Here is a 19,649-nt window from a genome sequence, read left to right on the forward strand (position 1 = left end):
GGACCCGAGAACCACTACAAGGGCTGCACCCGTATCACCAGCCGAAACGCCGAGCGTTGCGCCGCCAACCGAACCCCTAACCGAACGGCATTGGCACTAGCCGAGGTCGAGCGTCGCCCGGTGGATGCGCCAGCGGTCCATCAGCCCCAGCATCTCGCCCTGCATGAACTCGAAGAACGCGGCCGTCTCCGCGACCCTCGCCCCGGCCCGTGAATGGGCGCCGAGGCTGGCCGCGCCCTCGCGCAGGGTCTTCCCCCACTGGGTCAGGACCTGGTCGCGCCGGGTGAAGGTCTCGTACCAGAGCTCGTTGTGCAGGACGTAAAGGTCCCGCCGCGAGCCCGGTTCGCGTTCGCGGCTGACCATGCTGACCTGCGTCAGGTAGGACACCGCCCCCGAGACCGCCGCCGGGCTGATCCGGAGGGCCTCGCCCAGCTCCGCCGAGGTCATCGAGCCCCCGTCGCTGGCCAGCAGCTGCGCGAAGACGCGTGCGGCCATCCGCTGCATGCCTGCCTCGGTCAGCTGCGCGGCGAACCGTTCCACGAACCGGGAGACCGCTCCCTCGTCGCGTCCGGGGGCCGCGTCCGCGGGCCCGTCCCCATCCGTCTTCATCATGTCGTCCGCCACTCTCCCAACTTTACGCGATTCTTGAGATTCCCAAGCTTCACAAATTTGTGAAATTGTCGTACGTTCGGAGGTATGACGAAGGCAATCAGCGTTGTCGGCCTCCACAAGGCCTTCGGCCGCACCCGTGCGCTGGACGGACTCGACCTGTCGGTCGCCGCGGGCGAGGTCCATGGCTTCCTCGGCCCCAACGGCGCCGGCAAGTCCACGGCCATCCGGATCCTGCTCGGCCTGCTGCGCGCCGACTCCGGCACCGCCGAACTCCTCGGCGGCGACCCGTGGGCCGATGCCGTCCCCCTCCACCGCCGCGTCGCGTACGTCCCCGGAGACGTCACCCTGTGGCGCAACCTCTCCGGCGGCGAGGTCATCGACCTGTACGGACGGCTGCGAGGCGGCCTCGACCGGGCGCGGCGCGCCGAGCTCGTCGAGCGGTTCGAGCTGGACCCCGCCAAGAAGGGGCGTACGTACTCCAAGGGCAACCGGCAGAAGGTCGCCCTCGTCGCCGCCTTCGCCTCCGACGCCGAACTGCTCATCCTCGACGAACCCACGTCCGGCCTCGACCCGCTGATGGAGGGCGTCTTCCAGAGCTGCGTCGCCGAGGCCCGCGCCGCCGGGCGCACCGTCCTGCTCAGCTCGCACATCCTCAGCGAGGTCGAGTCGCTCTGCGACCGCGTCAGCATCATCCGCCGGGGCCGCACCGTGGAGACCGGCACCCTCGCCGAACTCCGCCACCTCACCCGTACGTCGATCAGCGCCGAGCTCGCCGGTCCGCCGAACGGCATGGCCCGCCTGCCGGGCGTGCACGACATGGAGGTGCGGGGGCTGAAGGTCCGCCTGCAGGCCGACACCGACAAGCTGGACGCCGTACTGCGGTCCCTCGCCGCGTCGGGCGTGCGCTCCCTGACCGCGACCCCGCCCACCCTCGAAGAGCTCTTCCTGCGCCACTACACCGACGGCAACGGCAACGGCAACGGCAACGGCAACGACAGCGGCAACAGCGACAGCGACAGCGGGGCGAGCGTGCGATGAAGCGACGACCGACCGGCCTCGCGGGCACCGGTGCGCTGCTCCGGCTGGCCCTGCGCCGCGACCGGGTGATGATGCCGGTCTGGATCCTGCTCACGACGCTCCTGGTGGTGAGCATGCCCGGGGCCCTCGGCAGCGTGTACGCCACCGCCGCGGAACGCGCCTCGGCCGCCGCCTCGATGAACGCCAACAGCTCCGTGCGCGCACTGTACGGACCGGTCTTCAGCGACTCCCTCGGCGGCCTGACCGCCTGGCGCGCCGGGGTGTTCGGCGCGGTCCTCGCGGCCGTCATGAGCCTGATCATCGTGGTCCGGCACACCCGCGAGGAGGAGGAGACGGGCCGTCAGGAACTGCTCTCCGCAGCGATGGTGGGACGCCGTGCCCCGCTGACCGCGGCCCTGCTCGCCGCCCTCGTGGCCAACCTGTGCCTCGGCCTGCTGGTCGCCGGCGGTCTCGCCGGGCAGGGGGCACCGGGCGCCGCCGCGCTCGCGCTGGCCCTCGCCGGCACCGGCATGCTCTTCGCCGGCGCGGCCGCCGTCGCCGCCCAGCTGACCGAGAGCGCCCGGACCGCCAAGGGGCTCACGGCCGCGCTGCTCGGCGCGGCCTTCGTCCTGAAAGCCGCCGGCGACGCCGGTACGGCCGGCGGCCGGTCCGCCCTGACATGGGTCTCCCCGCTCGGCTGGGTGGAGAACGTACGGGCCTTCGCCGACGAGCGCTGGTGGGTGCTCCTGCTGCTCGCCGCCGCCGTCGCCGCGCAGGTGGGCGCCGGGTACCTGCTGGCCGGGCGCCGTGACCTGGGGATGAGCTTCCTTCCGTCCCGTCCGGGGCCGGCCGAGGGACGGCTGGGTACGGCGGGCGCGCTGGCCTGGCGGCTGCAGCGCGGCACCCTGGCGGGCTGGAGCGCCGGCTTCCTGACGGCCGGTGCGGTCTTCGGCGGGATGGCGGACGGTGCCGCCGACCTGGTCGGCGGCAACGACAGGACGCGCGAGATCATGGAGCGGATGGGCGGGCAGGGCGGGCTCACCGACGCCTTCCTCGCCACGATGGCCGGCATGTTCGGCATGGTCGCCGCCCTGTACGCCGTATCGGCGGTCCTGCGCCTGAGCGGTGAGGAGTCGGGACAGCGGGCCGAACCGCTGCTCGCGAACGCGGTCGGCCGGCTCCGGTGGGCCGGCGGCCACCTGGCGGTGGCCTACGGCGGGTCGGCGCTGATGCTCCTGCTGGCGGGGCTCGGCCTGGGCATCGGGCACGGCGGCGAGGTGGGGACGACGGTCGCGGCGACCCTCGCCCAGCTCCCCGCGGTGTGGGTGATCGGGGCCCTGGCGGCGCTGCTCCACGGCGCGGTCCCCGCGTACGCGGCGGCCGCCTGGGCGGTGGCCGGGAGCGCCCTGGTCCTGGGCTGGCTCGGCCCGGCACTGAACCTCCCACAGGTCGCCCTGGACCTCTCACCCTTCGCCCATCTGCCCAGGCTCCCGGGGACGGAGTCCGTGTCGTGGGTCCCGCTCCTGGCCCTGACCGTCCTGGCGGCCGCGCTGACGGCGGCCGGCCTCGCCGCCCTGCGCCGCCGCGACATCACCGCCTGAGTCCCGAACGCTCAGAACTCCACGAGCAGGCGCTCCAGCCCGCGGATGACGTACCCGTCCCGCCACCGCGGCTCCTCGACGAGCCGCATCGGCGGGACGCCGTCCGCCAGCAGCGCCCCGAACGACGCCTCCAGTTCCCGCCGCGCCAGCGGTGCCCCCAGGCAGTAGTGGATCCCGGCGCCGAAGGTCAGGTGGGGATTGTCGGCCCGCTCCAGGTCCAGGCTGTCGGGGTCCTCGAAGCGCGCGGGATCCCGGTTGGCGGATCCGAAGAGCAGCGCGACCTCGGCCCCGCGGGGGATGTCGGTGTCGCCGACCCGGATGTCGTCGAGCACCCAGCGTTCGAACATCTGGAGCGGAGTGTCGTACCGCATGAGTTCATCCACAGCTGTGGACAACTTTTCGGGATCGTGGCCGGCGCGGAGTGCGGCGAGCCGGTCGGGGTTGCGGAACAGCGCCCACCACCCGTTGACGGTGGTGTTGACGGTGGCCTCGTGCCCGGCGTTCAGCAGCAGGACACAGGTGGAGATCATCTCCTGCTCGCTGAGCCGCCCCTCGGCGTCATGGGCGGCGATCAGTCCGGAGATCAGATCCTCGCCGGGGCGCGCCCGCCGCTCCACGATCAGCTCCCGCACGTACGCGCTGAACTCGACGCTCGCCCGCACGGCGCGCCGCGCCGTCTCCTCGTCCGGCCGCAGCTCGAACATCCCGCAGATGTCCGCCGACCAGGGCCGCAGCAGCCCCCGGTCCGACTCCGGCACCCCCAGCAGCTCCGCGATCACCGCCACCGGCAGCGGCTCGGCGACGGTCGTGAGCAGGTCCCCGCCGCCGTCCGCGAGCAGCCGGCCGACCAGTTCCCCGGCCATCCGCTGCACGGCCGGCACCAGCCGCTCCACCGTCCGCGGGGTGAAGGCCTTCGCCACCAGCCTGCGCACCCGCGCGTGCGCGGGATCCTCCAGGTCCAGCAGGCCGTTGCCGTTGAGCACGTGGAAGGGCTCGTGCTCCGGCGGCGGTGCCTGCCGCCCGAACTCCTCGTGCGTGAACCGGTGGAGGTAGGTCCGCCCCAGCCGCCGGTCCCGCAGCAGCGCGCTCACATCGGCGTAGTGCGGCACGAGCCACTGCCCGGTGGCATCCCACCAGACGGCCCGCCCCCGCTCCCTCAACTCCCGGTAGGCCGGGTACGGATCGGCGACGAACGCGGCATCCCACGGATCAAAGCCCATCCCCGCAGACTAAGGGCTCGACCCGCGGATCAGGCCGGTGTCACCAGGCGGGTCTCATAGGCGAACACCGCCGCCTGCGTCCGGTCGCGCAGGCCCAGCTTCACCAGGATCCGGCTCACATGGGTCTTGATCGTGGACTCCGCGACGATCAGCCGGTCGGCTATCTCCGCGTTGGACAGCCCCTGCGCGATCAGGATCAGCACCTCCGTCTCCCGCTCCGTCAACTCGCCCACCCCCGCCGGATCCGCGAGCTTGCGCGCCTCGGAGATCTTCGAGAACTCCGCGATCAGCCGCTTGGTCACCGAGGGTGCCAGCAGTGCCTCGCCGGCCGCCACCACCCGTACCCCGTCCGCCAGCTGACGGGCCGACGCGTCCTTCAGCAGGAACCCGGACGCGCCCGCCCGCAGCGCCTGGTACACGTACTCGTCGAGGTCGAAGGTCGTCAGGACCAGCACCTTCGCGTCCGTGTCGGCGGCCACGATCTCCCGTGTCGCCTCCAGGCCGTTCATCTGCGGCATCCGGATGTCCATCAGCACCACGTCCGGCTGCAGCGAGGCCACCTGCGCGAGGGCCTCCCGGCCGTCGACCGCCTCGCCCACCACCTCGATGCCGTCCATGGCGTTCAGCAGAACGGAGAACCCCTCACGGACCATCATCTGGTCGTCGACGATCAGCACCCTGATCGTCATACCGTCTCCTCCCGCGGCTCGGGCACCGGCTCGGGACGGTTGCGGACCGGAATGAACACCGCGACCTCGTACCCGCCCGATTCCGTCCGCGCGGCAGTCATCTCCCCCTCCAGCATGGCCACCCGCTCCCGCATTCCGGTGATCCCGTGGCCGGCCCCCGCGGAGGGCGGCACGTCCCCGGTCGGCGCCTCGTTGACGACGCGTATCCCCAGGCCGCCCAGCACATACGACACCTCCACCCCGGCCGCCGCGCCCGGCGCGTGCCGCAGGGCGTTGCTCAGGGCCTCCTGGATGATCCGGTACGCCGACAGCTCCACGCCCTGCGGCAGCTCCCGCACCGCACCCGTGACCGTCTTCTCCACGCTCAGCCCGGCCTCGCGCACATTGGCCAGCAGTCCGTCCAGCGAGGCCAGCGTCGGCTGCGGGGCCTCCGGCGCCTCGTAGTCCGCGGACCGCACCACACCCAGCACCCGCCGCAGCTCCGTCAGGGCCGCCACCGCGTTCTCCCGGATGGTGGCGAACGCCGCCTCCAGCTCCGGCGGCGGGTTCTTCACCCGGTACGGGGCGGCCTCCGCCTGGATCGCCACCACCGACATGTGGTGCGCCACCACGTCGTGCAGCTCCCGCGCGATCGTGGTCCGCTCCTCCAGCAGCGTCCGCTTGTCCCGCTCGACGGCCGTGACCTCCTGCTGCGCGCTCACCTCCGCCTTCGCGTGCCGGCGTATCTGGATACTGCCGGCGACCACCAGGGCGAAGGCCGAGGTCACCGCCATTCCCGGCACGTTCGACCCCCACTCGCCGCTGAAGACCACGGAGAGCGCGGTGCCCAGCGCGAGGGTCAGCGCCCACATCCAGGCCGCCACCCGGGGGCCGGTCCGCAGCGTGACGAGGACCATGACCACGATGTAGGAGAAGAAGGCGCCCGGGGTCCAGGGCCAGCTCCCGCTGCCGCCGAGGGCGGCCAGGACCACCGTCATCGCGACGGCCGCCCACCACGCCCCGATCGGCCGCACCAGCGTCATCACGACGGGAACCGCGGCTGTCAGCCCCATGACGAGCTGCCCCAGATCACCGAGATAGCTCGACTGCCCTTCCATCGTGAAGAGCACGGCCACGAAGGCCAGCAGTCCCACCGCCACGTGCCGCCGCCACGGCGCGTAATGGCGTATCGCCCGGGGAAGCAGTCGGGAGAAACGCCCCAGGGGCCCCGCCAGGGGCAGCGGCCGGTAGGCGAAGGCATCGGTGAGGAGGTCCTGGCGCAGGGTATCGATCACCTCCGATGCCAGTCGGAATTCAGGCGTCCGGGCTGTCCCCCCGGTGGTCGTCTCGGTCATACGCACAACCGTAGGTCGGTACCGCCTTCGTCCGCGTCGCCGCTGATGGGGATTTCCCCGGGTCCCTCTCAAGTACTACACCGGTCCGTCAGTAGCCCGTCGGACGGATCAGACCGGTCTCGTACGCGAACACCGCCGCCTGCGTCCGGTCCCGCAGACCGAGCTTCACCAGGATCCGGCTCACATGCGTCTTCACCGTCTGCTCGGCCAGGACCAGGTGCTCGGAGATCTCCGCGTTCGACAGGCCCTGCGCGATCAGCGACAGCACCTCGGTCTCCCGCTCGGTCAGCGCGTCGATCCGGGCCCTCGACGGCGCGCGCGGCGCGCCCAGCCGTGAGAACTCCGTGATCAGCCGCTTGGTGATGTTCGGCGAGAGCAGCGCCTCACCCGCGGCCACCACCCGCACCGCCTCGGCGAGCTGATCGGCGGAGGCGTCCTTCAGCAGGAACCCGGAAGCCCCGGCCCGCAGCGCCTCGTACACGTACTCGTCGAGGTCGAAGGTGGTCAGCACCAGTACCTTCACCGCGGCGCCGGGGACGCGGGTGATCACCGACGTGGCCTCGATGCCGCCCATGCCCGGCATGCGGATGTCCATCAGCACCACGTCCGGGGTCAGCTCGGCGACCTTCGCGACGGCGTCCGCCCCGTCCACCGCCTGCCCGACGACCTCCATGTCGGGCTGGGCGTCGAGAAGCACGGTGAAGCCCTGCCGCACCATCATCTGGTCGTCGGCGATCATCACCTTGATCGGGGTGCTCATGGGGCCTTCTTCGTCTCGGGGCCGGTACCGGCGGCCGGGTTCTGCGGATCCATCGGAAGCACGGCGCTGACCTCGTACCCTCCGTCGGGACGTGGGCCCGCGGCCAGTTCGCCACCCAGCATGCCCGCCCGCTCCCGCATCCCCAGCAGCCCGTGCCCCGCTCCCTGCGAGGGCGGGGCCGGCCGGGTCGGCGCGCTGTTGGCGATGCACAGGTGCAGCTCGCGCGGCCCGTAGGCGACGCCCACCTCCACCCGCGAACCGGGCGCATGACGAAGGCAGTTGCTCAGTGCCTCCTGCACGATCCGGTAGGCGGTGAGCTCCACCCCGGGGGCCAGCGACCGGCGGATGCCCGCGACCTCGGTGGTGACGTCCAGCCCCGCCCCCCGCACGTTGTCCACGAGGCCGTCCAGCTCGGCGAGGGTAGGCTGAGGATGCTGCGGGTCCGCGGGATCACCGGGCTGCTCCGAGCGCAGCACCCCCAGCACCCGGCGCAGCTCCGTGAGGGCCTCCAGCGCGTTCTCCCGGATGCCCGCCAGGTTCTCCCTGAGCTCCTCCGACGGGTTCTCCACGAGGTGCGGGGCGACCTGCGCCTGGATGGAGATCACCGACATGTGGTGTGCGACGACGTCGTGCAGCTCGCGGGCGATGCGGCTGCGCTCCTCCAACAGGGTGCGCCGGGCCCGCTCCTCCGCGGTGAGGGTCTCCTGCTCGACCAGTTCGCCACGGGCCAGCCGCAGGGCGCGCAGCGCGTACCCGAGGAGCCCGACGAAGCCGAACAGGACGGTGGCCGCCATGGAGGAGATCTGGCTTCCGTCCGGACGGAAGGTCAGCTCGGCCGCGCCGGTGAGGGCGACGGAGACGCCGACGACCCATATGGTCACCCGCGGCGGCACCCGGAGGGCGACCAGCAGCAGCACGGGGGCGAGCGCGAACATCCCGCCCGGCATCCAGGGCCAGGTCTGGCCCTGCCCGACGGTGTCTCGGACCATCCAGGCGATCCAGCTCGCGGCCAGCAGCCCCAGCCACCAGGCCGCGATCGGGCGGAACATCGCGAGCCAGATGGACAGAGCCGTCAGGAGCGCGACGGCCAGCGGCGGCCCGCCCTTGACGTGGTAGTGGTCCATGAGCTGCTCGGTGGTGAGGAATCCGAAGAACACCGCCGCATACGCGACGAACACGTGCGGCAGCCGGGCCAGCCACTTCGGTCGTCCCATCGCGGGAAGGGGATCGCGCCGCAGTGTGAACAGCTCCAGGGCCAACGCCATGCGCGGTCCCACGCCTTGGGCGGGCACGGCGGGCACGTCGGGCACGTCGGGCACGGCGGGCTTCGGCTCGGCCGTGGGCAGGCGCTGCTCGTTCACGTCGGTCAGCCTAGGCATGGGTGATCTCCTCGGCGGAAGGGCACGGGACACGGCGGGCGGCGGTGACCGCGGCCGACCGTGAACGCCGGTCCTGTTCATGGATGCGGAACGCCGCCCAGCAGAGCCCCAGCGCGGCCGCGAACACCGGCAGCCACAGCACCCGGGCCGCTATCCAGCCCACCGAGTCGGGCACGGTGTGCAGCCCGGGCAGGCGGCCCGGGAGCAGCAGTGCGACGGCGGTGACGGCCATCATGGCGGTCTGGTGCCACAGGAAGACCGTCATGGCGGAGAGGTTCACCAACGCCACGCTCGCCCAGGCAGCGGGCCGACGCATGAGCCGGGCCAGTCGGTCGCGGGCCAGCAGGGCCAGCCCGCCCTGGGCCACTCCGAACGCGACCGCGGCGAGCGTCGGCGGGTTCAGGTTCGAGACGGCCGCCCCCGGCACGCCCACCATCGACGCCGGATACCCGCCCCACAGCACCAGCGCGCCCGTCGCCGCCCCGGCCGCTGCCACGAGGAGCAGGAGCCGGCCGCGCCGGGCGAAGGCCCCGCGCGCGCACGCGGCGCCCAGCGTGAACGGGACGAGCCAGCCCGCGGCCACGTTGACCCAGCCGATCCACGCGGGCCCGCCCGGCCCGAAGCGCCACAGGTCGACACCCGCCACCACGGCCGCCGGCCACAGCGGGTGGAGCTGGGCCACGAGCGGAGTCGCGGCGGTGAGCGCGGCGAAGACGACCAGGAACCACAGTGGCGACAGGACCAGCCTGACCAGCGTCGTCACGGTGTACAGCTCCGCCCCGCCGAGGAGCATCCCGCCCGCCACGACGGTCCAGAGGACGAGCACCGCCGTGACCGGCCGGAACAGCCGGCCCAACCGCTGCCCGACCCAGGCCCCGTACGAGACGCCCCGCTCGCGCGCCGAGGCGTACCCGCGGGCGGCGACATGGCCGCCGACCAGGAAGAAGACCGCCAGCGTCTGGAACACCCAGGACACCGGGGCCAGCCAGGGCATGTGCAGCAGCGGGCTGGTGCCGCGCAGACCGCCGTCTTCGGCGGTCAGGGAGGTGACCAGCCAGTGGCCGAGGACGACGCCGAGGATCGCCAGGGCCCGGAGCGCGTCCACAGCCCGGTCCCGGTCGGCCGGCGTGGCCGCCTCGATGCCCGCCGCCAGGGCGGACCAGCGTGCGCGGAGCTCACGCATGGCCGGCCTCCTCGACGGGAGCGGTGCCGAGGACGATCGCTGCCAGGGCGTCGAGGGACCGGGTGCCCGGCTTGAGGTAGTCGCTGTGCCCGCCGGCCCCGGCGGCGAACGCCCGCGCCCCGAAGGCGGGATCGACCGGGTCGGCGGCGAAGCCCAGCCCGCCGAGCCGGACGTGCGGCACGTCGGCTATCCAGTCGGCATCGCCGCGGCCGGCCCAGACCCGGGCCGCGGTCGGCAGCTCGCGGACGGATCCGGCCCCGGTGCCGGGGCTGCCGAACAGGACCACGTCGCCGACGGCCGGGCCCGTCGCGGTCCGCGCGCAGACGACGGAGCCGTAGGAGTGGCAGAGCAGAGAGAGCCGGGCGCCGGGCGCCGCCATGCTCGCCAACCGGTCCAGGAACGGCTCAAGTTCGGCTGCGGCGTCGTCCGCCCGGCCGACGGTCAGCACGGTCGTGCTGACCGTGCGCGGAGTGTCGTACCCGAGCCAGGCGACCACGGCGGCGCGGAGATGTCCCGCCTGGAGACGCTGCTGGAGGGCGACCGCCCCGGACCGGAACCTCTCGTACGTGTCGAGGGTGGTGTCGGAGCTGGGCACCAGGACGGCGATCCGCTCGGCGCTCTCCAGGTCACCGAACACCTCCACGGCCCGGCCCCTGCCGCGGCCGTCGAAGGTGAGGAACTGCGCCGTGCCGGCCGCCGCCATGGTCCGCAGCCGGTCGGCCCGTCCGGCGCGGTCGGTGTGCTCCGCCATACGGACCGCCTCGGCGAGGTTGTCCCGATTGGCGGCATACCGGCTCTGGGGCGGTGCGCCCTCGGCGAATGCGACGGCCGCCGGGGCCGGTGTGTGCGCGGAGGAGGCCGCGGACACGGGGACGACCACGGCGGCCGCGACCAGCGAGGCCAGCACCGTACGACGCAGCCGCCCCCCGAGCGCCCCCGCCCACCGGAAGCCGAACGCGGCTGCGCCCGCGCCGACTTCCGCCGCCGTCGCTGTTGCCGCCGTCGTTGTCGTCCGTGTCGTGCTCGCGGCCCCAGCGGTGCCCGCCGTCCGTGCCGCCGTCCCCGTCGCCATGGTGTGTTCCCTCGGTATCCCGGAAGGACCGTCAGTGCCCTTCTCCACCACCGAAGTTAGAAATCCACGCCCCTCGTCGGCGTCCCGCCACGGAGCCGTGTCCCTACGTCGCTCTTAGGTATGACGGCAGATACTCCAGAGCCACGACGCCTCCCCCGGCGCGCTTCGACGAACCCCCGGCATCCGGCAGCACAAGACCACTTGGAGTAGGGCAATGGCCGAGGAAGACTGGCATCACGATCGCATCGGCAGCGCGCACCGCGGTGCGAACCCGACCGTCCTGCGCCGCCTCGACGCCGGCTTCGCGGTCATCGGGGACCGGCAGTTCCTCCCCGGCTATTCGGTCCTGCTGACCGACGACCCGGCCACGACCCGGCTCTCGGACCTGCCCCGGCCCCGCAGGGCCGCGTACCTCTCGGACACGGAGCGTCTGGCAGAGGCCGTCGAGCGGGCCTGTGCGCGGCTCGATCCGGCCTTCCGCCGGGTGAACATCGAGATCCTCGGCAACACCGACCCGTACCTCCACGCCCATGTCTGGCCCCGCTACGACTGGGAGCCGGCCGACCGCGTCCGGCTGCCCGTGTGGCTGTACGACGAGGAGGAGTGCTGGCGCGGCGAGCGGTACGCGCTGGCTCCGCGCCATGACGTCCTGCGGGTGGCGATCGGCGAGGAACTGGACCGGCTCGCGGCATCCGGTCGATGACGGCGGTCTCGGCGACGAGCCCGGCCATGCCGTCCCAGCCACCTGCCGCGGTCCGCTCCCACAGCCGTGCCACCACCCTCAACGGCTCCGTGCTCCGCAGTGTCCGGCAGCGACTCTTCGTGCGCAACGGGCTCTGCCTGCAGGCTCGTTGACCTCGACGCGAACGGTCCGGGTCACTGCCTGCGGTAGTCGAGCGGGGGGCTGTCACTGCCTACGAGTTCTCTGCGCAGGGCGCCGTCGGGCAGCAGCAGGAGCCGACTCCGGCCGCCCGCCGTGCACGTCGGCGGGGCGCCGGAGGTGACGGTGGAGGCGTCCAGCTCCACGGGGTCGTGGGTGCTGCGCAGAGGCGCGGTCCAGGCGCAGGCGAAGCCGGGGTCCTGGACGGACAGCGTCATCACCGGCTCGCCGACCCGGCCGTGCGTGAGGGTGAGCCGCCAGGTCCGGCTGCCGCGTACGGCTTGCCAGGTGCCGATGTAGGCCTCGGGCAGGCTGCCGGACACCGGGGCCGGCGCGGAACCCAGGGCCGAAGCGGAAGCCGAAGCGGAAGCGGAAGCGGAAGCAGAACCCGAACCCGAACCCGACGTGGAGCCCGCCCCGGACCCCGGCGCCGACCCCGCGCCCGCGATCGGGCCCGTGCCGGTCGTCGTCGGCTTACGGGGGCCCGTGACGGGCGGTCGCGGATCCTCGGCCCCGCTCACCACCGCGTACACGGTGCCGGCCGAGAGGCCCGCGACGACCGCGGCCACCACGAGGAGTGCGGCGGTGGACGCCGTCCAGGGCCTGGGCGGAGGTTCCGGTTCCAGCGGTGGGTACGCGGAGTAGGAGGGCGGCGGCGGAGGCGGCGTCGACACTGCGCGGTCCGGCCCGGCGTCCTCGCGGTCCAGCAGCTGTACGGCGTGCCTCCCGAGCCGGGCCACCAGCGGGGCCGGCAGCCAGGGCTCCAGGGCCCTTCCGTCGGCCACGGTGTCGTCGGCGCCGGCCCGGGCCAGTACCTCCGCGGGTCCGGGCCGCGCGCCGGGATCCGGGTGCAGGCAGTCCCGTACGAGGTCCCGCAGCTCGGCGGGTACGCCGGCCAGGTCGGGTTCCGCCCCGGTGCTGCGCAGCAGGAGCGCCGCCATGCCGCCGGGCTGCTCCGCGTCACCGAAGGGCAGGCGCCCGGTGGCCGCGTACGCCAGGACCGCGCCGAGGCAGAAGACGTCGCACGCGGCGGTCACCGGCTCGCCGCGGATCTGCTCCGGGGCCATGAGGCCGGGGGAGCCGATGACCTCGACGACCCGGGTCGGGCCCTCGCCGTGGCCGGTGGGTGCGCGGGCGATGCCGAAGTCGATGACGCGTGGGCCGTCGAGGGTGATCAGGACGTTCGAGGGCTTCAGATCGCGGTGGACGATGCCGGCGTCGTGGATGTCCCGCAGGGCGTGCGCGAGGCCCGCGGCCAGGATCCGGAACGAACGGGCCGGCAGCGGGCCGGTGTCGTGGGCGACGACGCGGCGCAGGCTCGGTCCGGCGACGTAGCCGGTGGCGAACCAAGGGGTCGCGGCCTCGGTGTCGGCTTCGAGGACCGGGGCGGTCCATTCGCCACCGACCCGACGGGCCGCCGCGACCTCCTGGCGGAAGCGGATGCGGAACTCCTCGTGGGCGGCGAGCCCGGGGTGGACCAGCTTGACCGCGACGGTGCGGCCGCGGTCGGAGCGGGCGAGGTAGACCTGCCCCATGCCGCCGGCGCCGAGCCGGGACAGCAGGCGGTAGGGGCCGATGCGGTGCGGGTCGTGCGGCTGCAGTCGTTCCATGGCCGGGCGGTCCTCCCCCTGCTGGCCGAACAGCTCCGCCGGGAAGGACGGCCGGGGGCGCCCGCCGGTTGCCTCCGGTCACCCTCACGGGGGACCGAACCCCTGAGCGGACCGGACCGGGGCGGACCGGACCGGGGCGGACCGGACAGGGGCGGACCGGACCGGGGCGGACCGGACCGAGGCGCGTGCCCGGCGGCCGCCTTACGCCGCCGCCGGACGCCCTCAGACCCCGGCCCGACGCCTCGGACCAGGGGCTTCGGCAGGATCGCCCGGACCGGCCTGCTCGCCCGAACCGGTGGGATCTGCCGGACCGGCCGCGGCGGCCGGATCGTGCGCCGCGGGCAGGGTGTCGAGCGCGGCGGCGAGGCGCTCCAGCACGCCCACCGTCTCCGCGAAGGCGGCGTCGCCCAGCTCCGCCGCGAGGCGGGCGGCCATGGCCGAGTGGCCCGGGCCGATCCGGTCCACCGCCGCGCGGCCCTCCTCCGTCGGTCGCAGCAGCTTCGCCCGCCGGTGGGCGGGATTCGGCGCGTACTCCGCGAGGCCCTTGGCGACGAGCAGGTCCGCTATGCGCTGGACGCTCTGCCGGGTGATCCCCATGCTCCGGGCGATCCCCGCGACGGGCAGGGGCTCCCGCAGCACCGCTCCCAGCACCTGCCACCACGCGGCGGTCAGTCCGGCCGGCCGTGCCAGTTCCTCGGAGAGGGAGAGGAACTGGCCGTTCAGCCGGAACACCCCGAGTGCGGTGCGGCTCAGCAGGTCCTGGCGGGTCCGGGCGGACCCGGCAGGCGACGGCTCGATCGACGGCTCAAGCGTCGGCGACGTCTCAGGCATCGCCCGCCTCCGACGCCGCCATCAGGACCGGGTAGGCGTTCTCGTCCGAGTGGTGGAAGAGCCCGAACCAGGCGTCCAGGACGTCAGGCTTGTAGACGTCCAGGCGGGCGAAGACCTCACGGGCGAAGGCGACCGGCTCCGTCGGACCCGCCGTGATCAGGTTCCCGTCGGTCACCGCGTCGACCTCGACGTAGTGCTCGGCGCCCCCGTAGCCGGGCTGTTCGGCCAGGTAGAGGGACATTGCGCTGGTGTGGGCGCGGTCGTCCAGCAGGCCTTCGCGGGCGAGGCCCGCGGTGGCCCCGCAGATCGCGGCGACCGGCACCCCGGCGGCCAGGAACTCCCGCGCCTTCGCCGCGAAGGGCGCCAGTTCGTCACCCGCGTCCCACAGGGCGGCCCCGGTGAGGATCAGCAGCGAGGAGTCCTCCGGTCGCAGGTCCGCCAGGGCCAGGTCGGGCTGGATGCGGACGCCGCCCATGGTGGTGACCGGCGCTTCGGGGGCGAAGCCGACCGTCCGCACGGCGTGGCCGCGTTGGGTGAGGTGCGCGGTGGTGTGGCCGGTCTCCCAGTCCGCGTAGGTGTCGTAGACCGCGAGGTGGACGGGCTTGTGTGCGGTCTCGCTCATGGTGGTTCGCCTCCAGCGTCGGGTGGTGCCAGGTGTGCCAGGTGCCTGCGGTGCTCGTGGCGCTCGTAGCCCTCGTGGTGCCTGCGGTGCTCGCGGTGGTCGTTATGCGTGTCGCGCGGGCCGTCCGTGCCGGCCTTCCACGAAAAGCGCCTATGACAAGAGGCTGTCATAACGACAGGATGCTGTCAATACTTCCTCGGGCGATCGGATGGCGCAGACAGACTGCCGAGACCCGCCCGCCACCCCCATACAGTCCGCCGATATCCCTCCCCACCTGCGCACTTCTAGCGTGACGCCATGACCCCTCATGCCACCCCGCACACCCTTGCCGCCGTGAAGGACGCAGATCGGAAGCACGTCTTCCATTCCTGGTCCGCCCAGGCCCTGATCGACCCGCTCGCCGTCGCGGGGGCCGAGGGCTCCTACTTCTGGGACTACGAGGGCAAGCGCTACCTCGACTTCTCCTCCCAGCTGGTCAACACCAACATCGGCCACCAGCACCCCAAGGTCGTCGCCGCGATCCAGGAGCAGGCCGCCCGGCTCTGCACCCTCGCGCCGGGCTTCGCCGTCGACGTACGCTCCGAGGCCGCACGCCTCATCGCCGAGCGGACCCCCGGCGACCTCGACAAGATCTTCTTCACCAACGGCGGCGCCGAGGCCGTCGAGAACGCCGTCCGTATGGCCCGACTGCACACGGGCCGCGCCAAGGTGCTCTCCACCTACCGCTCGTACCACGGGGCCACCGCCGCCGCGATCAACCTGACCGGCGACCCGCGCCGCTGGCCGTCCGACACGGCCGCCGCCGGTGTCGTGCACTTCTGGGGCCCGTACCTCTACCGTTCCGCCTTCCACGCGACCACCGAGGCCGAGGAGTGCGAGCGCGCCCTTGCCCACCTCGCCGACACCATCGCCTTCGAGGGCCCGCAGTCGATCGCGGCGGTCATCCTCGAGAGCGTGCCCGGGACCGCGGGCATCATGGTCCCGCCGGCCGGTTACCTCGCGGGCGTCCGCGAGCTCTGCGACCGCTACGGCATCGTCTTCATCCTCGACGAGGTCATGGCCGGCTTCGGCCGGACAGGCGCGTGGTTCGCCGCCGAGCACTGGGGCGTCACCCCCGACCTGATCACCTTCGCCAAGGGCGTCAACAGCGGCTACGTGCCGCTCGGCGGCGTGGCCATCTCGGCCGCCATCGCCGAGACCTTCGCGACCCGCCCCTACCCGGGCGGACTGACGTACTCCGGCCACCCGCTGGCCTGTGCCGCCGCCGTCGCGACGATCAACGCGATGGAGGAGGAGGGCGTCGTCGAGCACGCCGCCCACCTCGGCGAGAACGTGCTCGGCCCGGCGCTCGCGGAGCTCGCCGAGCGCCACCCCTCGGTCGGCGAGGTCCGCGGCCTCGGCGCCTTCTGGGCCCTGGAGCTCGTACGGGACAAGGAGACGCGCGAGCCGCTCGTCCCGTACAACGCGGCCGGTGCGGACAATGCCCCGATGGCCGAGTTCGCGGCGGCCTGCAAGGCCTCCGGACTGTGGCCCTTCGTCAACATGAACCGGACCCATGTCGTCCCCGCGTGCACCATCACGGAGGCGGAGGCGAAGGAGGGCCTGGCCCTGCTGGACGAGGCGCTGACGGTCGCCGACCGCCACACCACCGCCTGAACGCGGCTCTCGTCCGCATAACGGTCCTGACCTCCACATAACGATCACAAACCGATCGGTTTCAGACTCGCTGTCTGGCCTATGGTGTCCGAAGCTCGACGACAGGACGGACCCCTATGCCAGGCAGCGCGGCTGTCACCCGCAACACACTTCGCCAGCAGATCGCGGACGCGCTGCGTGACGAGGTGCTCGCGGGGCGTCTGCCTCCGGGGACCGAGTTCACCGTGAAGCAGATCGCCGAGCAGTACGAGGTCTCCGCGACCCCGGTGCGCGAGGCGCTCGTGGACCTCTCGGCCCAGGGGCTGCTCGAACTGGTCCAGCACCGGGGGTTCCGTGTGCGGATCCTCTCCGTCGACGACTTCCGCGGCATGATCGAGGCCCGTTCGCTGGTCGTGGACGGGATCTTCCGCCGGCTTGCCGAGCGGGGCGCAGCCCCCGGCTCCGGCGAGATGCTGGTGTCGGTGCGCCGCCGGGGCGAGGAGGCGCGCAGGGCCGCCCAGAGCGGTTCCCTGGAGGTGCTGATCGGCTACGACCTGCGCTTCTGGCGGGAGCTGAGCGGTCTGGTCGCCAACAGCTACATCAGCGAGTTCCTGCACCGCATCCGCGTGCAGTGCTGGGTCTTCGCCGTCCCCCACCTGCAGCGCGAGCCGCGGCTGCGGGAGGCCCTCTGGGACGGGCACAGCGATCTGGTGGACGCCGTGACCCTGGCGGACGCCGACGAGGTACGCCGCATCGTGCAGGGCTACAACGAGCACGCCCTGGCCTGGGCCGCCCGGCTCTGAGACCCGCTGTTCCCGGTGGAGCGACGCCTGTTCCCGGTGGAGCGACGCCTGTTCCCGGTCCTTCCGCTTCGATCCCGGTGAGCCGCGGGGGCGCCCGGTTCGGCGCACCCCTTCGCGGAGGGTGTTCGGCGCACTACGCTGGCCCGATCGGCGACAACGACTGATCGGAGGCCGTGTTGGCCTGTGACCTGTGGCTGGTCCCCCTTGTCGACGTGCTGTGCCACAGCCCCGACAACCCCTTCGCGGAAGAGATCGCCTCGTACGACAAGGCGCTGGGTGAGGCCGGGCTGCCGTCCGTGCCCGTGTTCGCGTACATGCCGGGGCTGAGCGGGGACGTCGCCCCGGTCGCCGGCTTCGACTACGACGCCCTGCATTTCCTGAGACGGGCCTACCTGCTCCAGCTCTGCGGCCTGCCGGTGACCCCGGTGGACGAACTGGGCGGGGACTACGAACAGCTGCTGGAGATGTTCGAGCCCACCGCGCAGCAGTCGCACCTGGTGTGGCACTACGACCACGCGGGCGCCTACGTGCCCGTCGACTTCGCGGCGCCGCTCGCGAACGAGGAACTGCTGGCCGGAGGCGGTCCGCTGGGGTCCGCCCAGGGGCTCCTGCGGGAGCTGGTGTTCGTCGCGCCCGCCATCGGGATAGACCCCGGGAACCCGCCGGCGGCTCCGGCGCCGCCCGGGCGGCCGACGTCGCTGGAGGAGCCGGCGGGACCGGTCCCGTACGACGGCAGCCCCTTCGCCCGGGAGCGGCACGTCTGGCTGGGACTGCACGCGGCGGCCACCCGCAGTCTCGGACAGGGCTCGATGATCATCTTCAGCTGAACCGCACCGCACCAGCTGACCGGCCGAACCGAACCACAGCCGAACCGAACCACCGCCGAACCGAACCACCGCCGGGCCGGGCCCCGCCCAAGGCCGAGCCGGTGGGCGGGGCGCCACCGCCCCACCCCTCCCGATCTCAGCGGGGCTGCTCCGGGGGTCGCTGCCGCGGCATGTTCGGGCGGGTTCCCGGCGGCAGCGGGAAGCGGGCCGGCGGGACGTACGTGTCCGTGCCGCGCGCCCCGGGGGCGCCCAGCGACTGCATCACCAGCGGCGCCGGCCCGGCCCGGAACTCCACCATCCAGTCCGCCGTCTCCGACCGCACCAGCTCCGTGATGTCCTCGGAGAAGCGGCGCAGCACGGTCAGGCACCGCTCGGCGGCCTCGCTGGCGGTGCCCTCGGTGGGCCCGAGCACCTCGCGGACGTTCTCCGACGCCCAGTCGAACTGGAGGGTCTGCAGCCTGCGCTGCACCGCCTGGGCCGTGGCCACGTCCCGCATCCACCCCGAGGTCAGCCCGAAGAACCGGTCGCAGGCCAGCGCCGCCGCGCCCAGCAGCAGCGCCAGGTACCCGTACGTCGATCCTCCGCCCGGCGCCGAGCCCGTCAGCTCCAGTACCGGCATCGCCGCGCCCGTGACGGCCCCCAGGGCCGCGCCGACGCGCAGGACGCGCGCCCCGCGGCGCTTCCACGCCCGGTCGGACAGATACCACTCGGCCGTGCGCAGCGCGTCCGCCTCGACCCGCCGGTAGAGCTCGTCCAGCCGCTCGGCGGGCTCCCCCCAGTCCCCGAGGGGGAAGGGCCGGCCGGTCAGATCGCCCGCCGCCATCGGCCCGCCGCCTTCCTCCCGGGGATCCCGGGGTGGCCCCTCGGGCTGCATCTCCGGCTGGCTCACCCGGCACTCCCTCTGCCTGCGCTGACGTGTGGTGGTGCGCGTGTGCGCAATGATGCGCATGCTCTTCCTACCTTCGAATGACGGGCGATGGGCAACGAATCCCGGGATTTCCGCTCGCAAGGAGGGCTCCATCAGGTGCGCGTACGCCCCGTCCCTCACTCGAAAGAGTTGGTCCTCACGGCGTAGGGCGCGGCGCCCGGGGAGCACGTAGGCTCGGATTGACCAAGCGTTCCGAAGGTCTCGGGCGCGAGAGTCCTGACGGTACCGACGTACGGAAGTGAGTGCCCTGTGATTCCCGGTGGTGGCCAGCCCAACATGCAGCAGCTGCTCCAGCAGGCCCAGAAGATGCAGCAGGACCTCGCTGCCGCCCAGGAGGAGCTGGCGCGGACCGAGGTGGAGGGCCAGGCCGGCGGCGGCCTGGTCAAGGCGACCGTCACCGGCTCCGGTGAGCTGCGCGCGCTGGTGATCGACCCGAAGGCCGTGGACCCGCAGGACACGGAGACGCTCGCCGACCTCGTGGTCGCGGCGGTCCAGGCCGCGAACGAGAACGCCCAGGCGCTCCAGCAGCAGAAGCTGGGCCCGCTCGCGCAGGGCCTGGGCGGCGGCAGCGGGATTCCCGGGCTGCCGTTCTAGCAGTACCCTCCCTCGTCACCTCCCACCCGTCACCTCCCACTCGACGCATCCC

At 73.1% G+C, this 19,649-nt stretch carries 19 protein-coding genes; 7 read left to right on the top strand and 12 right to left on the bottom strand.

Features of this window, described 5'->3' with window-relative positions; translation table 11 throughout:
* Nucleotides 1-96: 96 nt before the first annotated feature.
* Nucleotides 97-609, bottom strand: coding sequence for a GbsR/MarR family transcriptional regulator (locus ACIPXC_RS20185; RefSeq protein WP_401620116.1), 513 nt, complete (start codon nucleotides 607-609; stop codon nucleotides 97-99).
* A gap of 87 nt (nucleotides 610-696) precedes the next feature.
* Here ACIPXC_RS20185 and ACIPXC_RS20190 point away from each other — a divergent pair, with 87 nt between their 5' ends.
* Both ACIPXC_RS20190 and ACIPXC_RS20195 read left to right on the top strand, forming a co-directional pair.
* Nucleotides 697-1,650, top strand: a complete 954-nt coding sequence (locus ACIPXC_RS20190; RefSeq protein WP_401619862.1) for an ATP-binding cassette domain-containing protein — start codon at nucleotides 697-699, stop codon at nucleotides 1,648-1,650.
* Nucleotides 1,647-3,230, top strand: coding sequence for an ABC transporter permease (locus tag ACIPXC_RS20195; protein ID WP_401619865.1), 1,584 nt, complete (start codon nucleotides 1,647-1,649; stop codon nucleotides 3,228-3,230). Before ACIPXC_RS20190 ends, ACIPXC_RS20195 begins: the two co-directional genes overlap by 4 nt.
* A gap of 11 nt (nucleotides 3,231-3,241) precedes the next feature.
* On the opposite strand, the gene ACIPXC_RS20200 is transcribed toward ACIPXC_RS20195, so the two are convergent.
* The 7 genes from ACIPXC_RS20200 to ACIPXC_RS20230 all read right to left on the bottom strand — a co-directional run bounded on the left by ACIPXC_RS20200 (nucleotide 3,242) and on the right by ACIPXC_RS20230 (nucleotide 10,867).
* Nucleotides 3,242-4,450 (bottom strand): cytochrome P450, encoded by a 1,209-nt coding sequence (locus ACIPXC_RS20200; protein WP_401619868.1) that lies wholly within the window; start codon nucleotides 4,448-4,450, stop codon nucleotides 3,242-3,244.
* A gap of 29 nt (nucleotides 4,451-4,479) precedes the next feature.
* Nucleotides 4,480-5,139: a response regulator gene (locus ACIPXC_RS20205; RefSeq protein ID WP_401619871.1), complete on the bottom strand. Its 660-nt coding sequence runs from the start codon at nucleotides 5,137-5,139 to the stop codon at nucleotides 4,480-4,482.
* Nucleotides 5,136-6,473: a sensor histidine kinase gene (locus ACIPXC_RS20210; RefSeq protein WP_401619873.1), complete on the bottom strand. Its 1,338-nt coding sequence runs from the start codon at nucleotides 6,471-6,473 to the stop codon at nucleotides 5,136-5,138. The genes ACIPXC_RS20205 and ACIPXC_RS20210 overlap by 4 nt, the downstream gene beginning before the upstream one ends.
* Nucleotides 6,474-6,561: 88 nt before the next feature.
* Nucleotides 6,562-7,233, bottom strand: a complete 672-nt coding sequence (locus ACIPXC_RS20215) for a response regulator (protein ID WP_401619876.1) — start codon at nucleotides 7,231-7,233, stop codon at nucleotides 6,562-6,564.
* Entirely contained in the window at nucleotides 7,230-8,612 is a 1,383-nt protein-coding gene (locus ACIPXC_RS20220; RefSeq protein WP_401619878.1) for a sensor histidine kinase, read from the bottom strand. Before ACIPXC_RS20220 ends, ACIPXC_RS20215 begins: the two co-directional genes overlap by 4 nt.
* The gene (locus tag ACIPXC_RS20225; RefSeq protein WP_401619881.1) at nucleotides 8,605-9,795 is read right to left on the bottom strand and encodes an acyltransferase; all 1,191 of its coding nucleotides are present in this window, start codon (nucleotides 9,793-9,795) and stop codon (nucleotides 8,605-8,607) included. The genes ACIPXC_RS20220 and ACIPXC_RS20225 overlap by 8 nt, the downstream gene beginning before the upstream one ends.
* Nucleotides 9,788-10,867, bottom strand: coding sequence for an alpha/beta hydrolase (locus ACIPXC_RS20230; protein WP_401619883.1), 1,080 nt, complete (start codon nucleotides 10,865-10,867; stop codon nucleotides 9,788-9,790). The genes ACIPXC_RS20225 and ACIPXC_RS20230 overlap by 8 nt, the downstream gene beginning before the upstream one ends.
* A 214-nt stretch (nucleotides 10,868-11,081) precedes the next feature.
* Between ACIPXC_RS20230 and ACIPXC_RS20235 the strand changes: the two genes are divergently transcribed.
* Complete coding sequence (locus ACIPXC_RS20235; RefSeq protein ID WP_401619886.1) at nucleotides 11,082-11,570, top strand: HIT family protein; 489 nt, start codon at nucleotides 11,082-11,084, stop codon at nucleotides 11,568-11,570.
* 173 nt (nucleotides 11,571-11,743) lie between these two features.
* Here the strand turns inward: ACIPXC_RS20235 and ACIPXC_RS20240 are convergent, their stop codons facing one another.
* The 3 genes from ACIPXC_RS20240 to ACIPXC_RS20250 all read right to left on the bottom strand — a co-directional run bounded on the left by ACIPXC_RS20240 (nucleotide 11,744) and on the right by ACIPXC_RS20250 (nucleotide 14,810).
* The gene (locus ACIPXC_RS20240) at nucleotides 11,744-13,357 is read right to left on the bottom strand and encodes a serine/threonine-protein kinase (protein WP_401619889.1); all 1,614 of its coding nucleotides are present in this window, start codon (nucleotides 13,355-13,357) and stop codon (nucleotides 11,744-11,746) included.
* Between the two features lie 222 nt (nucleotides 13,358-13,579).
* Nucleotides 13,580-14,188 carry a MarR family winged helix-turn-helix transcriptional regulator gene (locus tag ACIPXC_RS20245; RefSeq protein WP_401619892.1) on the bottom strand — a complete coding sequence of 203 codons (609 nt, stop codon included), beginning with the start codon at nucleotides 14,186-14,188 and terminating at the stop codon, nucleotides 13,580-13,582.
* Complete coding sequence (locus tag ACIPXC_RS20250; RefSeq protein WP_401619895.1) at nucleotides 14,181-14,810, bottom strand: DJ-1/PfpI family protein; 630 nt, start codon at nucleotides 14,808-14,810, stop codon at nucleotides 14,181-14,183. Before ACIPXC_RS20250 ends, ACIPXC_RS20245 begins: the two co-directional genes overlap by 8 nt.
* Nucleotides 14,811-15,107: 297 nt before the next feature.
* Between ACIPXC_RS20250 and ACIPXC_RS20255 the strand changes: the two genes are divergently transcribed.
* The 3 genes from ACIPXC_RS20255 (at nucleotide 15,108) to ACIPXC_RS20265 (ending at nucleotide 18,075) form a co-directional block, all read left to right on the top strand.
* Nucleotides 15,108-16,466, top strand: coding sequence for an aspartate aminotransferase family protein (locus ACIPXC_RS20255; protein ID WP_401619898.1), 1,359 nt, complete (start codon nucleotides 15,108-15,110; stop codon nucleotides 16,464-16,466).
* A 116-nt stretch (nucleotides 16,467-16,582) separates the two neighbouring features.
* A complete protein-coding gene (locus ACIPXC_RS20260; RefSeq protein ID WP_401619901.1) occupies nucleotides 16,583-17,248 on the top strand; it encodes a GntR family transcriptional regulator in 666 nt (221 codons plus the stop codon).
* A 176-nt stretch (nucleotides 17,249-17,424) separates the two neighbouring features.
* Nucleotides 17,425-18,075 (top strand): hypothetical protein, encoded by a 651-nt coding sequence (locus ACIPXC_RS20265; protein ID WP_364845594.1) that lies wholly within the window; start codon nucleotides 17,425-17,427, stop codon nucleotides 18,073-18,075.
* 136 nt (nucleotides 18,076-18,211) lie between these two features.
* Here the strand turns inward: ACIPXC_RS20265 and ACIPXC_RS20270 are convergent, their stop codons facing one another.
* Nucleotides 18,212-18,964: an SLATT domain-containing protein gene (locus ACIPXC_RS20270; protein ID WP_401619905.1), complete on the bottom strand. Its 753-nt coding sequence runs from the start codon at nucleotides 18,962-18,964 to the stop codon at nucleotides 18,212-18,214.
* Between the two features lie 288 nt (nucleotides 18,965-19,252).
* On the opposite strand from ACIPXC_RS20270, the gene ACIPXC_RS20275 reads away from it, so the two are divergent.
* Nucleotides 19,253-19,597 (top strand): YbaB/EbfC family nucleoid-associated protein, encoded by a 345-nt coding sequence (locus tag ACIPXC_RS20275; protein WP_078628190.1) that lies wholly within the window; start codon nucleotides 19,253-19,255, stop codon nucleotides 19,595-19,597.
* Nucleotides 19,598-19,649: the final 52 nt, after the last annotated feature.

The organism is Streptomyces sp. NPDC090021, assembly GCF_044748225.1.
Classification (GTDB): Bacteria; Actinomycetota; Actinomycetes; order Streptomycetales; family Streptomycetaceae; genus Streptomyces.

Bases quoted from the DNA above. Each gene is read 5' to 3' on its own strand.
- ACIPXC_RS20195 (WP_401619865.1), top strand. From the start codon at position 1,647: ATGAAGCGACGACCGACCGGCCTCGCGGGCACCGGTGCGCTGCTCCGG.
- ACIPXC_RS20260 (WP_401619901.1), top strand. From the start codon at position 16,583: ATGCCAGGCAGCGCGGCTGTCACCCGCAACACACTTCGCCAGCAGATC.
- ACIPXC_RS20255 (WP_401619898.1), top strand. From the start codon at position 15,108: ATGACCCCTCATGCCACCCCGCACACCCTTGCCGCCGTGAAGGACGCA.
- ACIPXC_RS20230 (WP_401619883.1), bottom strand. From the start codon at position 10,867: ATGGCGACGGGGACGGCGGCACGGACGGCGGGCACCGCTGGGGCCGCG.
- ACIPXC_RS20240 (WP_401619889.1), bottom strand. From the start codon at position 13,357: ATGGAACGACTGCAGCCGCACGACCCGCACCGCATCGGCCCCTACCGC.
- ACIPXC_RS20215 (WP_401619876.1), bottom strand. From the start codon at position 7,233: ATGAGCACCCCGATCAAGGTGATGATCGCCGACGACCAGATGATGGTG.
- ACIPXC_RS20235 (WP_401619886.1), top strand. From the start codon at position 11,082: ATGGCCGAGGAAGACTGGCATCACGATCGCATCGGCAGCGCGCACCGC.
- ACIPXC_RS20200 (WP_401619868.1), bottom strand. From the start codon at position 4,450: ATGGGCTTTGATCCGTGGGATGCCGCGTTCGTCGCCGATCCGTACCCG.
- ACIPXC_RS20245 (WP_401619892.1), bottom strand. From the start codon at position 14,188: ATGCCTGAGACGTCGCCGACGCTTGAGCCGTCGATCGAGCCGTCGCCT.
- ACIPXC_RS20225 (WP_401619881.1), bottom strand. From the start codon at position 9,795: ATGCGTGAGCTCCGCGCACGCTGGTCCGCCCTGGCGGCGGGCATCGAG.
- ACIPXC_RS20220 (WP_401619878.1), bottom strand. From the start codon at position 8,612: ATGCCTAGGCTGACCGACGTGAACGAGCAGCGCCTGCCCACGGCCGAG.
- ACIPXC_RS20210 (WP_401619873.1), bottom strand. From the start codon at position 6,473: ATGACCGAGACGACCACCGGGGGGACAGCCCGGACGCCTGAATTCCGA.
- ACIPXC_RS20250 (WP_401619895.1), bottom strand. From the start codon at position 14,810: ATGAGCGAGACCGCACACAAGCCCGTCCACCTCGCGGTCTACGACACC.
- ACIPXC_RS20205 (WP_401619871.1), bottom strand. From the start codon at position 5,139: ATGACGATCAGGGTGCTGATCGTCGACGACCAGATGATGGTCCGTGAG.
- ACIPXC_RS20190 (WP_401619862.1), top strand. From the start codon at position 697: ATGACGAAGGCAATCAGCGTTGTCGGCCTCCACAAGGCCTTCGGCCGC.
- ACIPXC_RS20185 (WP_401620116.1), bottom strand. From the start codon at position 609: ATGAAGACGGATGGGGACGGGCCCGCGGACGCGGCCCCCGGACGCGAC.